The 14,816-nt window shown below is 69.8% G+C and carries 12 protein-coding genes; 1 reads left to right on the top strand and 11 read right to left on the bottom strand.

Translation table 11 applies throughout. The features are described 5' to 3' along the window. The 8 genes from QR78_RS22520 to QR78_RS35070 all read right to left on the bottom strand — a co-directional run. Positions 1-1,226, bottom strand: a 1,226-nt coding sequence (locus tag QR78_RS22520; protein ID WP_048429821.1) for a 6-hydroxynicotinate reductase, incomplete at its 3' end; no start/stop codon positions are given. Further along, a complete protein-coding gene (locus tag QR78_RS22515; RefSeq protein ID WP_048429820.1) occupies positions 1,223-2,911 on the bottom strand; it encodes a hydantoinase B/oxoprolinase family protein in 1,689 nt (562 codons plus the stop codon). The genes QR78_RS22520 and QR78_RS22515, both read right to left, overlap by 4 nt. Next, a complete protein-coding gene (locus tag QR78_RS22510; protein WP_048429819.1) occupies positions 2,908-4,944 on the bottom strand; it encodes a hydantoinase/oxoprolinase family protein in 2,037 nt (678 codons plus the stop codon). Before QR78_RS22510 ends, QR78_RS22515 begins: the two co-directional genes overlap by 4 nt. Before the next feature lie 237 nt (positions 4,945-5,181). Further along, positions 5,182-5,892 carry an ABC transporter ATP-binding protein gene (locus QR78_RS22505; protein WP_048429818.1) on the bottom strand — a complete coding sequence of 237 codons (711 nt, stop codon included), beginning with the start codon at positions 5,890-5,892 and terminating at the stop codon, positions 5,182-5,184. Further along, the gene (locus tag QR78_RS22500) at positions 5,889-6,671 is read right to left on the bottom strand and encodes an ABC transporter ATP-binding protein (protein ID WP_048429817.1); all 783 of its coding nucleotides are present in this window, start codon (positions 6,669-6,671) and stop codon (positions 5,889-5,891) included. The genes QR78_RS22505 and QR78_RS22500 overlap by 4 nt, the downstream gene beginning before the upstream one ends. Then, positions 6,668-8,557 (bottom strand): ABC transporter permease, encoded by a 1,890-nt coding sequence (locus QR78_RS22495; protein WP_048429816.1) that lies wholly within the window; start codon positions 8,555-8,557, stop codon positions 6,668-6,670. Before QR78_RS22495 ends, QR78_RS22500 begins: the two co-directional genes overlap by 4 nt. Positions 8,558-8,587: 30 nt before the next feature. Further along, on the bottom strand, positions 8,588-9,841 hold the full coding sequence (locus QR78_RS22490) for an ABC transporter substrate-binding protein (protein ID WP_048429815.1): 1,254 nt from the start codon (positions 9,839-9,841) through the stop codon (positions 8,588-8,590). A 183-nt stretch (positions 9,842-10,024) separates the two neighbouring features. Continuing rightward, on the bottom strand, positions 10,025-10,162 hold the full coding sequence (locus QR78_RS35070) for a hypothetical protein (RefSeq protein WP_158004067.1): 138 nt from the start codon (positions 10,160-10,162) through the stop codon (positions 10,025-10,027). A gap of 201 nt (positions 10,163-10,363) precedes the next feature. Between QR78_RS35070 and QR78_RS22485 the strand changes: the two genes are divergently transcribed. Then, positions 10,364-10,657, top strand: coding sequence for a hypothetical protein (locus QR78_RS22485; RefSeq protein WP_048429814.1), 294 nt, complete (start codon positions 10,364-10,366; stop codon positions 10,655-10,657). 308 nt (positions 10,658-10,965) lie between these two features. Here QR78_RS22485 and QR78_RS22480 read toward each other — a convergent pair whose 3' ends face one another. The 3 genes from QR78_RS22480 to QR78_RS22465 form a co-directional block, all read right to left on the bottom strand. Further along, entirely contained in the window at positions 10,966-11,301 is a 336-nt protein-coding gene (locus QR78_RS22480) for a hypothetical protein (RefSeq protein ID WP_048429813.1), read from the bottom strand. Between the two features lie 1,087 nt (positions 11,302-12,388). Continuing rightward, complete coding sequence (locus QR78_RS22470) at positions 12,389-13,384, bottom strand: PAS domain-containing protein (RefSeq protein ID WP_053221045.1); 996 nt, start codon at positions 13,382-13,384, stop codon at positions 12,389-12,391. A 169-nt stretch (positions 13,385-13,553) separates the two neighbouring features. Further along, a partial coding sequence (locus QR78_RS22465) for an ATP-binding protein (protein ID WP_048429810.1) occupies positions 13,554-14,816 on the bottom strand: 1,263 nt, incomplete at its 5' end.

Here is a 14,816-nt window from a genome sequence, read left to right as displayed (position 1 = left end):
ACCCTCGTTTCGCCGGCGGCGACCGAGCGGGTGAGCAGCACCGGGTTCTCGGTGACGCCGGCCCGCAAGGAACCGCCGGCCCCGGCCATGAACAGGACCGTGCAGAGCGAGGGCTCGCAATTCTCGCCGATCCGGTCGACCACTTGGCGGACGGGGGCCGGCATCTCGGCCGGGACGGGCTTCAAATCGTCGTCGAGGACGAGCCAGAGGGCGTGTTCGCCGGTGGTCGAGGTCATCAGGAGCCGCAGGCCCGGCCAGGCGGTGGCGGGGTCGATCGCCTGGATGATCCCGAGCGGGTCGGCGATGTCGGTCCCGCCCCAGCCGATGCCGGGATTCGCCACCTGGAAGTAGCGCCCCGGCGTCGAGCGGCGGCCCTTCACCCGGATGCCGGCCGGGCGCATCCCCAGCACCTTGCCGGCCTGATGCTCGGTCAGCACGCCGGTGATGTGGTCGTCGACGACGATCACCTCGTCGGCGTGGCCGAGCCACTGCCGGGCGAAGATGCCGACCGTCGCCGAGCCGCAGCCGACCCGCATGCGCTGTTCCGGCACGCCGTCGACGATCGGGGCGTGGCCGGCCTGGACCACGACCTCGTGGCCGCCGTCGATCGTCATCGTCACCGCATCGCCGGAGCAGAGGCGGAGCAGCGTGTCGCAGGTGACGCTGCCTTCCTTCTTCGAGCCGCCGGTGAGGTGGCGCACGCCGCCGACCGACAGCATCTGCGAGCCGTATTCGGCGGTGGTGACGTGGCCGACCTCCTCGCCATTGACGCGGATCGCCGCGCGCTCGGGACCGAGATGGCGGTCGGTGTCGATCTTCACCTTCACGCCGCAATAGCTGAAGATGCCCTCGGTCACGACCGTGACGGTCTCGACGCCGTCATGCTCGCTCGCCACGATGAAGGGGGCGGGCTTGTAATCCGGGTAGGTGGTCCCGGCGCCGATGCCGGTGACGAAGGTGCGCGAGGGATCGAGCACGCGACCGTCCCATTCCGCCGCGCCGAACGGGACCAGCTTCTGGCCTGATTCCGCCGCATCGTGCAGCAGCACGACCGGATCGGTGCGCACGAGGTGCCCGTTCTCGTTGGCGTAGCGCGAGCAGGCGCCGGAGCGGCCGGGGCGGATGCGGCACAGGACCGGGCAGGCATCGCAGCGCACGATGCCGTCGGCCTCCGCCGCACCGAATTTCTTGGAGCGGGCTTCCGTGGAGAGGCTGTCGGCGCTCATGATCGGCTCTCCCTCGGGTCGTTCGCCGCGTCGTCACGGTAATAGCCCCGGCGCAGGTCGCGGGCGACGAGGGCGGGGTCGCGAGTCTCAGGGTTGCCGTAGCCGCCGCCGCCCGGCGTCATCACCTCGACCCGGTCGCCGGCTTTGATGGCGATGTTCTGGTCCTTGGAGAGGTGGAGCGGGACGATCGTCTCCCCGTCGCGGTGGATGCGCACCACGTTGGGCGCCCCGTCGCCGCCGCCGAGCACGCCCGGCGGGCCGAACCGGCCGTGATCCATCACGAAGGAGGCACGGGCCTCGCCGCGCAGCAATTCCACCTCGTAATGCACGCCGAAGCCGCCGCGATGGGCGCCGGCTCCCCCGGAGCCCTCGCGCAGCGCGAAGCGGCGGAAGAGGACGGGGTAGTATTGCTCCATCACCTCGACCGGCGCGGTCTTCGAGATGCCGATGGTCGAGCAGCCGTTGGACAGCCCGTCATGGGCGGCGTTGCCGCCATAGCCGCCGCCGGTGATCTGGTACATCACGTAAGAGGCATTCTTCGCCGGATCGAAGCCGCCCAGCGCGAAGTTGCCGGAAGTGCCGGCGGGCGCCGCCGTGACACGCTCGGGGATCGCCTGGACGAGGGCGAGGAACACCGCCTCCGCGATGCGCTGGCTCACCTCCGCGGCGCAGCCCGAGACGGGTTTCGGATAGCGCGCATCGAGGAAGGTGCCCTCGGGCCGATGGATCGTCAGCGGCTCGAAGGTGCCGGCATTGATCGGCACGTCCGGGAAGACGTGCTTCACCGCGAGGTAGACCGAGGAATAGGTCGTCGCCACCACCGAGTTCATCGGGCCGCGGCAGGGCGGCGAGGAGCCCGAGAAGTCGAAGGTCAGACCGTCGCCGGCCTTGGTCAGGTTAAGCGCGATGCGGAGCGGTTCGTTCACCACGCCGTCGGAATCGACGAAGGCCTCCGAGGTATAGGTGCCGTCCGGGATCTGGCGGATCTCGGCCCGCATCCGCTCGGCCGAACGGGCGCGGATCTCTCTGATTGCCGCGTCCAGGGTCTCGGGCCCGTACTTCGCCAGGAGGTCGGAGAGCCGGCTCTCGCCGACCATCAGCGCTGCGGCTTGCGCCTTGATGTCGCCGATGCGCTGATCGGCGACGCGGATGTTGGACGCGATGATCGAAAAGATCTCCTGGTCCATCGTGCCGCGCTTGAACAGCTTGACCGGCGGCAGGCGCAGGCCCTCCTGCTCGACCTCCGTGGCGTGGGCCGAGAACCCGCCCGGCACCATGCCGCCGATATCGGGCCAATGGCCGGTATTCTGCAACCAGCAGAAGAGTTTGCCCTCGACGAAGACGGGCTTGACGAACCGCACGTCCATCAGGTGCGTGCCGCCGAGATAGGGGTCGTTGACGATGTAGATGTCGCCGGGCTCCGGCGCCCCGACCCGGCCTTCGCGGATCAGCCGGATCAATTCGCCGGTCGAGTACTGCATCGTGCCGACGAAGACCGGCAGGCCGTATTCGCCCTGCGAGATCAGCGCGCCGGTGTCGCGGTCGTAGATCCCGTCCGAGCGGTCGTCGGCCTCGGCGATGACCGGCGAGAAGGCCGAGCGCGAGAAGGCGATGTCCATCTCGTTGCAGACCTGCTGCAACCCGGCCTGGATCACCGCGAGGGTGAGGGCGTCGAGCTGGGTCATACCCGGATCCTCAGGTTGCCGATGGCGTCGACCCGCGCGGTCGCGCCGGGCTCGATCACGGTGGTGGCGTCGATCTGCTGGATGACGGCCGGCCCGGCGATCTCGGCGCCGAGCGGCAGGGCCTCGCGGCTGTAGATCGCGGCCTCGTGCCAGGCGCCGCCGGCATAGACCGGGCGGGTGCCGAGACGTGCGCCCGCCAGATCGGTCCGGCCTGCCTCGTCGATCAGCGCCGCGAGAGGGAAGGGCCTGCGCCGCCCGATCACCGAGGTGACGAGGTTGACCACCACCGCCCGGATCTCCGGCAGCCGGACCTGGAAGCGGCGGAAGTAGGCCGCCTCGAACAGCTCTTGCAGCGTCGCGCGGTCGATGTCTGGGGAGGGCAGGGCGACGCGGATCAGGTGGGTCTGGCCGCGGAACTGCATGTCGGCACCGAAGGTGACCGTTGTCTCCTCGATCTCGGCCTGCTCCTCGGCGACCATCGCCAGGGCCTCCGCCGCCTGCTCCTCCAGGATGCTGCGCAGATTCGCCATGTCGAGCCCGTCGAGGGGCCGGTTGAGGGTCCGCACCCGGTCCTGGCGCAGATCCGCAACGAGGCAGCCGAGCGCGTTGGTGAGGCCGGGGCGGGCCGGCACCAGCACCTCCGGGATGCCGAGCTCGCGGGCGAGCGCCACGGCGTGGAGCGGCCCGGCGCCGCCGAAGGCGAAGAGCACGAAGTTGCGCGGATCGTAGCCGCGCGACAGCGACACCATGCGGATGGCCCCGGTCATGTGGACGTTGCCGAGGCGGATCACCGCTTCCGCCGCCTCCTCGACGCTCATCCCGAGCGGTCCGGCGAGGTCGCGGGCGAAAGCCTCCCGGATCGCCTCGATCGACACGCCGGCCCGCACGGCGGTGAGCCTTGCCGGATCGAGGCGGCCGAGCACCAGGTTGGCGTCGGTAATGGTCGGCCGCGTGCCGCCGCGGCCGTAGCCGATCGGACCCGGCTCGGAGCCGGCGCTCTCGGGGCCGACCTGGAGCATCCCGGCCCGGTTGACGGAGGCGATCGAGCCGCCGCCGGCCCCGACCGTGTGCACGTCGACCATCGGCAGGTGGATCGGCAGCCCGTAATCGATGGTCAGTTCGGCCGAGACCTCCGGTACGCCGCCGGCGATCAGCGCCACGTCGGTCGAGGTGCCGCCCATGTCGTACGTGACGGCGTTGGTGAGCCCCGACTGGGCCAGGGTCGCGGCGGCGGCCATCACGCCCGAGGCCGGACCCGACATCACGGTCTTGGCCGCCGCCTCGACCACCAGCCCCGCCGGCACGGTGCCGCCATTGCCGTTCATCACCAGCAGGTCGCGGGCGAAGCCTTGCGCCCGCAGCTCGTCCTGAAGGCGGCGGATGTAGCGGTCGAGGATCGGCTGCACCGCGGCGTTGACCGAGGCGGTGGTGCCGCGCTCGTATTCGCGGAACTCGGACAGGAGGGCGTGGCCGAGGGTGACGTAGGAATTCGGCCAGATCTCGCGGGCGATGGCGCCGGCGCGCAGCTCGTGCTCCGGGTTGGCATAGGCGTGCAGGAAATGGATCACCAGGGCCTCGCAGCCCTCCGCCAGCAGATCGCGCACGGCTTGCGCCACCGCCGCCTCGTCGAGGGGCGTGCGCACCGCGCCGTCGGCCATCACGCGTTCGGGGACCTCGCGGCGCCACTCGCGCGGGATCAGCGGCTCGAAGGTGCCGAACAGCCCGTAGGGCTTGGGCCGGGTGCGACGCCCGAGTTCGAGCACGTCGCGAAAGCCTTCGGTGGTGATGAGCCCGACCTTGGCGGTCTTGCGCTCCAGCACCGCGTTGGTGGTGGCGGTGGTGCCGTGGATGACGAGATCGAGAGCGGCGGGCGCCACCTCGGCGGCCCGGATCGCCGCCAGCACGCCCTCGGCCTGGTTGCGGACCGTCGTCGGCACCTTGGCGAGGCGCACGCGCACGCCCGAGGAATCCGCCTCCGTCAGGAGAAGGTCGGTGAAGGTGCCGCCGACATCGATGCCTGCCACGCGTCTCACGTCACACCTCGATCATTCGTCTACGAACGGTTTCGTTGGGGGCCGATGGGGGGCTGGCGCCGTTTCGACGCTCTACGCTTTGAAATCAGAACGCCTCTCCTCCCCCCTGTAGGGAGGAGCTGGAGGTGGGGGTGGTGTAGAAGGCACCGCTGAGGTCCATTCGGCACCACCCCCACCCCTGGCCCCTCCCCACAAGGGGGAGGGGAAAACCCGCGCCATACTCGGGCTTCTCGCTCCTCACACCGTCAGGTACGCCTCCCGCACCGCCTCGTCCGCCTCGAGCGCCGCCATCGTCCCCTCGAAATGGATCGCGCCCTTCTCGATCACGTAGGCCCGGTCCGAGACCGCACCGGCGAAGCTCAGGTTCTGCTCCGACAGCAGCACCGCGATGCCCTCGCGCTTCATCCTCAGCACCGCATCGGCCATCTGCTCGACGATGACCGGGGCCAGGCCCTCCGACGGTTCGTCGAGCAGCACCGCGTGGGGGTTGCCCATCAGGGTGCGGGCGATGGTGAGCATCTGCTGCTCGCCGCCCGACATCGCGGCGGCGCGGCGGCCCCGCATCTCGGCGAGGTTGGGGAAGATCGAGAAGAGCTTCTCGGGCGTCCAGGCCGCGCGGCCGTCGGCCGGCACCTTCCGGCCGACCTCCAGGTTCTCCATCACCGTGAGGTCGGTGAAGATGCGCCGCTCCTCCGGCACGTAGCCGAGGCCGAGGCGGGCGACGCGAAACGGCTCCCAGCCGGTGACCGCCCGGCCCTCGAACCACACCGTGCCGCCGGTCGGCGGCAGCACGCCCATGATCGCCTTGAGCGTCGTCGACTTGCCGGCGCCGTTGCGGCCCATCAGGGCCACGACCTCGCCTGGGCGCAGGCGCAGCGTCACGCCGAACAGCACCTGGGCCCGGCCGTAGGAGGCCGTGAGGCCGGAAACGTCGAGAAGCGCGTTCATGCCACCGCCTTCCGGCGCGCGCGCATCGCCGCCTCGGTGCCGGCCTCGCCGAGATAGACCTGCTTGACCCGCGGGTTGGCGCGGATCTCCTCCGGCGTGCCGGCGGCGATGATCTCGCCGCGCACCAGCACCAGCACCCGGTCGGCATGGGCGAAGACCGCCTCCATGTCGTGCTCGGTGTAGAGGACGCCGATGCGGTTGGTCCGCGCCACCTCGGCGGTCAGCGCCATGAGGCTCGATCGTTCCCGCGGCGCCATGCCGGCGGTGGGCTCGTCCATCAGCAGCAGCTTGGGCCGGGAGGCGAGGGCCACCGCGAGTTCGACCCGCTTCACGTCGCCATAGGCCAGTTCCGAGACCGGGCGCTCGGCGTCCGTCCGCATCCCGACCCCGGCGAGCAGGGACAACGCCTCGTCGCGGTAGAGGGCGCTGGCGTCCCGAAAGAGGCCGCGAGAGCGGCCGTGATGCGAGAGAAGCGCCATCTGGACGTTCTCGGCCACCGTCATCGACACGAAGGTCTGGGCGACCTGGAAGGTGCGCCCGACCCCCGCCTTCCAGATCGCGCGGGCCGGCAGGCCGGCGATCGAGGCGCCGTCGAGGGCGATGGTGCCGGAATCGGGCCTGAGCTGCCCGCCCACCATGTTGAAGGTGGTCGACTTGCCCGCGCCGTTCGGGCCGATGATCGCCAGCATCTCGCCGGCTTGAAGCGTGAACGACACGTCCTTGGCGGCGGCGACGCCGCCGAAGCGCTTCGTCAGGCCCTCGACGACGAGGAGCGTCATGCCGAGGCCTCCACGGTTTTCGGCGTCGCGGCGCGCCGTCCCCGCAGCGCCTCGGCGGCCCCGGCGAGCCCGCGCGGGAAGGCCAGCACGGTGGCGATGATCGCGATGCCGAGGAGCAGGCGCCAGAACTCGGTCAGCGGCATCACCGCGTCCTTCAGCGCGTGGAAGAAGGCGGCGCCGACGAGCGGGCCCATCACGGTCTGGATGCCGCCGACCAGCACCATCACCAGGAAGTCGATCGAGAGGGGGATGCCGGTGAGCGTCGGGTCGATCGAGCCCTTCATGAAGGCGTAGAGCCCGCCCGCGAGCCCGGCCGCGGCGCCGGCGAGCGTGAAGGCGAGCCAGCGATGGGTGCGCACGTCGAGCCCGATCGCCTCGGCCCGGGTGGCGGAATCGCGGGCCGCCCGCAAGGTGTAGCCGAAGGGCGCGTAGATCACCCGGCGCAAGAGGACGATCGCGGTGAGCGACAGGGCGGCGACGAGGTAGAAGTAGGTGCTGCGGCCCGACGCCCAGGAGGACGGCCAGACCCCGACGACGCCGTTGTCGCCCCCCGTCACCTCGACCCACTGGAAGCAGATGGCGTAGACGATCTGCCCGAAGGCGAGCGTCAGCATGGCGAGGTAGATGCCCGACAGCCGCACGATGAAGAAGCCGAACAGGGCCGCGCCGAGGCCGGCGGCAAACGGCGCGGCGACGAGGGCCAGCTCCATCGGCGCCTTGAACGGCCCGGTGACGAGGAGCCCGGCCGCGTAGGCGCCGATCCCGAAATAGGCCGCGTGCCCGAACGACACCAGCCCGCCGACCCCGACCAGGAATTGCAGCGAGAAGGCGGCGAGCGCGAAGATCAGGATCTCGGTCGCGACCTTCACCTTGTAGGCGTCGCCGACGAGCGGAACGGCCAGCAGGGCGAGGATGGCGAGGCATGCCAGCGCGGTTTCGGCCGGGCGGAAGCGGCGCAAGGCGGGAATTCCCTCGGGCGGCATCACCCGGCCGGACGCCGCCTCCGGACGGCCGAACAGGCCCCAGGGCTTGACCACCAGCACCACCGCCATCAGGGCGAAGACGAGGACCAGGGTCACCTTCGGGAAGATCAGGATGCCGAAGGCCTGGAGCTGGCCGATGATCAGCGCCGCCACGAAGGCGCCCGGCACCGAGCCCATCCCGCCGATCACCGTGACCACGAAGGCGTCGGTGATGACCGAGAGGTCCATATGGGCGTTCGCCGGGATGCGCGGGATCTGGAGCGCGCCGCCGAGCCCCGCGAGGCTGGCGCCGAGAAACAGCGTCAGGGTGAAGAGACGGGCCTGGTTGACGCCGAGCGCGCCGACCATCTCGCGGTCCTGGGTCGCGGCCCGGATCAGCACCCCGAAGCGGGTGCGGTGCATGAGGAGCCAGAGGAGCCCCAGCACCAGGGGACCGACCGCGATCAGCACCAGCTCGTAGGCGGGGAAGCGTTGCCCCAGGATCTCAACGCCGTGGCGGAGCGAGGGCGCCCGGGGGCCGGCGATGTCGACCGGGCCCCAGACCTTCAACACCAGATCCTCGACGATCAGCACGATGCCGAAGGTGGCGAGCAGCTGGAAGAGTTCCGGCACCCGGTAGATGCGGCGGAGCAGCAGGACCTCGACCGCGACGCCGATCAGCCCGACGAGGAGGGCCGAGAGCAGCACCCCGAGGAAGAACGCGGCCGGCGAATACGACAGGTCGAGGAGCCGCGGCACGATCGTGACCGCGATGTAGGCCCCCAGCATGTAGAACGAGCCGTGGGCGAAGTTCACGATCCGGGTGACGCCGAACACGATCGTCAGCCCGGAGGCGATGATGAACAGCGACGAGGCGCTGGCAAAGCCCGAGAGCGCCTGGATGACGAGGAAGGACGGGTCCATGGCCTTACGCTCCCGCGCGTTGTCGGGGGGTCAGGCCTTGCGGGCCGCCTTCACCTCGGCCTCGGGGAACAGGTAGTTCGCCCCGTCGGCGTAGCGCACGTTCTTCATCGTGCCCTGGCGGCCGTTCAGCGCCGTCTCGCCGATCCAGGCGCCCAGTGTCGATTGATGGTCGAGGGCCCGCATCGTCACCGGGCCGGCGATGGTCTGGGAGGTCAGGCCTTCCAGCGCCGCGATCATCGCCTCGGTCTCGGTCGAGCCGGCCTTCTCCAGCATGTCGCGGATCATGCCGACGACGACATAGCCCAAGAGCGAGCCCAGCCGCGGCGTGTCGTTGAACCGGGCCCGGTAGGCGGCGACGAATTCCTTGTGGCCGTTGGTGTCGATGGTCTCCCACGGATAGCCGGTGGTCACCCAGCCCTCCGGCGTCTCGTCGCCGAGCGGGATCATGTATTCCGGCTCGCCGGTGAGCAGGCTCGCCACCGTGCGCTTCTCGAACAGCCCGCGGGTGTTGCCCTCGCGCACGAAGGCGGTGAGGTCGGCCCCGAACAGCACGTTGAACAGCCCGTCGGCCTTCATCTGCGACAGGGCGCCGACGGTGGCGCCGGCATCGACCTTGCCGAGCGCCGGGAACTGCTCGCCCACCACCTCGAAGCCCGGCACGGCGGCGGCCATCAGCTTCTTGAAGTTGGCGGCGGCGGACTGGCCGTACTCGTAGTTCGGCGCCACGATCGCCCAGCGCTTGATGCCCCGGCCCTTGACCGCCTCCACCAGCATGCGGGTCTGCATGTAGGTGTTGGGCCGCACCCGGAAGGTGTAGCGATTGCCGCTGCCCATGGTGAGCGCGTCGGTCAGAGGCTCGGTGGCGAGGAAGAGCGCCTTGCGCTGGTTGGCGAAATCCGCCACCGCGAGCCCGACGTTGGACAGGAAGGTGCCGCACAGGAAGGCGACATTCTCGCGGGTCAGCAATTCCTCGGCGACCCGGGTCGCATCGCCGGGGGTCGAGCCGTCGTCGCGAAACACGATCTCGATCGGTCGGCCGCCGAGCGCCTTGATGCCGCCCGCCTTGTTGACGGCATCCTGCGCGAGCTGCATGGCGTTGCGGTAGGGGACCGCGAAGGCGGCCATGCGGCCGTAGGAGTTCAATTCGCCGATGCGGATCGGCCCGGAGCCTGGTTGCCCTTGCGCGACCGCCCGGGAGGCGGCGAGGCCGAGCGGTGCCGCGGCGAGCCCGCCGAGCAGGGTGCGGCGGGACAGAGGGCGGAACGTCTCGTCGCGGGTCGACATCGGGGCGAACCTCCGGCGGATCCTGCCGCGACTTTGCGCAGGCGGGATACAAACTCGTTCGTAGGCGAACGATACTGTGCCTGAGCCCGGAGGCAAGAGCCAATGCTGCAGAAAATCAGGGCGGCATCTGCCTTCGCCCTGAGCAGGGCGAAGGAGTCGCCCCCGCGCGGCAACGGCGCTCCGTCAGAAGCCGGCCTCGCGAGCGAGGCAGGCATCGAGGGCGCGCTCCCGCTCCGCCTCGATCATCGCGGCGGTCCAGGCTGCCTGCTCGATGCGGGCGGTCTCGGCGGCATCCTCGTCGCGTTCGTGGGTCGTCGCCATCTTGTCCTCCTCGTCCGGCGGTGTCGGCGGCGCCGACACAGGCTGATGAGAACAAAATAGGAACAAGCAGCGGGGCCGGCAAGCCGACGCGTCGGTGGAAAACGGGGACTTCGGGATACGGGGGACCTTGCGAAACCGAGGGACCTTGGCCGGTGCCCCGTGCGTTGCCGCCTCACGAGACCTCGGAAAAGGATACCGACCATGCGGACCACCCTCCTCGCCCTCGCCACGACCGTCGCGCTCACCGGTGCCGCTTCGGCGCAAACCGGCGTTCCTGGCTCGTCGGAGAACAACCTGAACAATCCCGCCAGCGTGAAGAGCAACGCCGAGAAGGGCATGCCCGAGCGCGACCTGACCACCGGCACCGTGGCGCCGGCCGCCCCGGGTACGATGGCGCCCGGCACGATGGCCCCCGGCGCCGCCCGCGCCGACGACCTGCCGAGCCACAGCGGCGGCAACGCTGCGGCCACGAGCCCGGCCAACCGGGCTCGCTGAGCCTCGATCCGACATCCGGGCCGGCTCCCCTGAGGGGCCGGCCCGTTCGCGGGTCGCGCGTCCTCGCGCCGATGCTGAGTGCCGCCGGGGCGTCGGGATACCCGTCAGCCCTTCGTCACCGCGACCCGACCGTCGTCGCTCGCGACGAAGCGGATCCCGGCCGTCCGCAGGGCGGCCAGAGTCTCGATGCGGGAGCCGGCCTTGCGCCTCGGCTCCGTTCAGCGATCGCGCGTACCGTCGAGAGCGACGGGCCGCTGGCGGCGGCGAGTTGCGCCATCGACCCGTCGAGCAGGCCGCGGTCCGCTTTCTCAGGTGACGGGCTTCCCCCTGCTCCAGGGCGTGCCGGACCTCACCATCGAGAGGGGGCTGACCTCGGCCGGAAACCCGTTCGAGGCGTCGATCGGGCAGTTCATTCCGGTCCGGCCGAGATGGTGCCCGGCCGGGTCCCGGAGCGGGACGCCACCGATCCGGAAGCGGCGGATCTCCCCGTCGGCGGGCCGTTCGCCGGCCGTCCCCTGGAAGCAGGTCTCCCGGGTGCGGACGCCCTTCGCCCGGTCGCGGAATGCCCCTCGCTCCTCCGGCACGACCATCGTGAACGGATCGGCGCGACTCTCGTGCAGGTCCAATCCAGGGACCAGCGCCATCTCGGACGAAAAAATCGCCGAAGCCATCCACCCCGACCGTGCAGGAGGTCGCATACGTCGCCCGGTGCAGAGCTTGCCGCTTTCGCTGCTCCCAACGATGCATCCATCTCAGCCGTTCACGTCGAGGGCGACGCCGCTCGGGGCGAGAGGACGTCCGTCCGGTAAGAGCCGGAGTTCGGACAGGTCCGAGAGACTGCGCAACTCGCCACTCGGCCGGATCATCCGGAGGAGGGCCCGCGGCAGCACGTGGCCTCGCAACGCGTCGCTCGGACTCGCGATCGGCCCCCGATCCCCCGGGTCCACGAGGTCGACGAAGAGGGCGTAGCTCGGCGTAACGGAACGCGGCGCGAGGCCGAGGAGCCGCGGGAATCCCGGCGACCAGCGCTGCTGGCCCGACGCGCAGGACCAATGCCAGGCGCCCGACAATCCGCCCGCGACAACGCGACGGATTCGACAAGAGCCGGAGACGAACGGCTCCGGGCGATGCTGCGGTCCTGCATCGTTCTACGCAAACGCAGAACGCTCCGAAGCGTGTCGCCGGCATGGCGTTCGATCGGATTGTCGATGAACGGCATTCTGACATCAAAATCATATGGCGATCGATTTAGCAATGATTATTACGTATATAGTATAATTAATGAAATATTTGATTCGACTTGCAGATCTTAAATCTAGTGCGTCGCTCCACGGCTGCGCAGCGGAACCCCGGGGTGCCGAAGGTACGCCCAGACCCGCACGTGAGAAAGGATCAGGGGGAACGCGATTCGCCGTTTCCTCAATCATCCTCGGTTCTGGATCCCGGGTTCCGCTGTCGCGGCCCCGGAATGACGTCGAGGATGTCAAATTCGTGGGATGCGACCCAGCAGGATGTGAGAAGCCATATCCAGCTCTAGCTAACCCATTTCCTGGATTTAGTCTCGCTTACACTCCACTCATCGGAGAAAAGAAACGGACCGAAATCAAGAATGAGCTGTTGGGAACGGTGAACACCGATTTCATATGCCATTCATCGCTAAATATCTCGTGTCATATTTCTACTTTCTATCATTTTAAATAAATACCGACATCCAATCCTCCGGAAAATGCCCTATGTCTTGACCACCGCGATGGTGCCGTCATCCATCGCGATGAACCGGATCCCGGCTCGGCGCAGGGCGTCGACGGCCTTGTGGCGGGACCGCGAGCTCCGGCCCTCGGCATCGTCCTCGAGACGGCGCACCGTCGAGAGCGACAATCCCCCGGCCTCGGCGAGAGTCGCCATCGACCAGTCCAGGAGGCCGCGGGCCGCCCGCAGATGGCGACCGCGCACGGCCTGCTCGAGGCCGAATCGCAGGGCGGCATCCTTGGGCGCCAGGATGCCGTGCACGGGCGCGCCGGATTCGTGGACCGGGTACTTCATGCCGGTCCAGCCGAGATAGTCGCCCGCCGCGTTCCAGGCCGGCGCGCCGACGAGGCGGAACCGCCATAGCTCGCCGTTGGCCAGGCGTTCGTGAGAGATGGCCTGGAAGCGCTGATGGTCGTCGTACATGGCCCAGCCGCGGTCGCGCAGGGCCGTGCGCGCCTCGGGCACGACCATCAGGAACGGGTCGGTCTCGATCTCCTCCAGGGACAGGCCGTGCACCTGCGCCACCTCGGCCGGGAACCGGTGAACGAGGTCGGGACCGAGCGAGTAGGTCGCCGTATAGGAGGTCAGGTAGAGGGCCCGGCGCCGACGCTGTTCGGCCTCCTGCAGGTGCCGGAGGCGCTCCCTGTCGCTGACATCGAGGGCGACGCCGCCGACCGAGAGCGGCCGGCCCTCCGGCGAGACGCGCAACTCGGACAGGATCGACAGGACGCGCAGCTCTCCGCTCGGCCGGATCACCCGGACGAGCGCCATCGGCACGACGTCGCCCTGGCGAATCTGGCCGGGGCTCGCCAGCCGCGCTCGGTCGTCCGGGTGCAGGAGGTCGATCAGAAGGTCGTAGCGGGATGCCGTGGTGAACGGGTCCAGACCCAGGAGCCGAAAGAATCCGGGCGACCAGCGCTGCTCATCCGACGCGAACGACCAGTGCCAGTTCCCCGCGAACCCGTATTCCTCGATCATGCGCAAGAACGTGTCGGAACACGATCTGAGATCGCCAGCATCCATACGCGCACGACCGCTTGAGATCACCCCGGCCGGGGAGAAACACAATTCCAACGGCCATAGGGTCGGCAGCCCCACGTGGTGTCAAGGCCGGTCGCGGGCGCGGGTTCGAGCCGCGCGGGAGGGTTCAGGCTCGGGTCCCGCCTTCCACCCGAGCCGCGGACAGCCGGGCGCGGTCGATCACCTGCTCGGGCGTCGGCGGGTTGGCCGGATGGTGGCTCAGGCAGAGCGGCGTGCGCAGCTTCGCCGGCTTCCCCGAGCCCTCCGTGGCGAAGTAGAATTCTCCCGCCCCGAGCCGGCCGATATCGGGAGCCGCGCCGCCGTTCGCCGCCATGATCTCCTGGGCCGCCGCGATGGTGGCAGGGGCGCTCTGGCGGCCGAAGAAATGGGTGGTGCAGTTCGACACGACCTGGTTGTGGATGCCTTTCGGCACCTGCGTCGCCACGATCATCCCGAGCCCGTACTTGCGGCCCTGCGCCACAAGCTTGATGCCGCTGCCGAGGCTCGGCGGCGTCCGGCCCGAGGGCAGGAAGGTCTGCGCCTCGTCCAGCACGTAGAGCCGGCCCCGGGGCGAGGGGTTCGCCTTGATCCAGCTAAACAGCGCCATCTGGAGCCGGTTGACGAAATCCTCCCGCGCCGCCTCCGAGGCGAGGCCCGACAGGTTGACGACGGAGATCCGGGTGCGGGCCGGATCGGGGCCGTGGAACAGGCGCGCGGGATCGAGCACCGCGCCCTCCACCCGCAAGAGCGGGTTGGTGGCGACCGCGGCGAGCAGCTGGTTCGCCATGTCGGCGGCGAGCTTCGTCGCGTTGCCGATCTGGCTGGTGCCGTCGGGCAGGTCGGCCAGCAGGTCGGTGAAGGCCGACAGCGTACCGCCGCCCCGGGCCGCGAACCCCCGCAAGGCGTCGGCCAGCACCCCGCGCTGGAGGGTTTTTCCCGCGCCCGCAAGCGGCCCGAGCGTCTCGGTCGCCATCTCGATCGCCTGCGCGCGCTCGTCGCGGTCCTCGCTCGCGGCGAGGTCCGGCATCACCGAGAGAAAGAGCGGGTTGCCGGCATGCACGCCCGGCGTCCACACCACCACCTCGGCCTGCCCGGCATAGAGCGCGGCCTTGCGGTCGTCCTCCGGGGCGAACCGGTCCGGCCGCTCCGGCCAGGCATCGCCGAGGCGCGAGAGGTCGTTGTTGGGATCGACGACGATCGCCGGGATGCCGGCGAGCGCCGCCTCCTCGACGAGGCGGCGCAGCAGCACGGTCTTGCCCGAGCCCGAACCGGCGATGATCGCGGTGTGGCGCGGCAAAAGCCGCAGCGGCAGCACGACGGGCGGCGCGTCGGGCGTCAGGCGGTGTCCGACCGGGATCGCGTCCGGGCTGGAACTCGGGGGCGGCACGAC

This window comes from Methylobacterium indicum (assembly GCF_001043895.1).
Taxonomy (GTDB): Bacteria; Pseudomonadota; Alphaproteobacteria; order Rhizobiales; family Beijerinckiaceae; genus Methylobacterium; species Methylobacterium indicum.
Note: the sequence above shows the minus strand (reverse complement) of the source record. Positions and strands in the feature narration are given on the sequence as shown.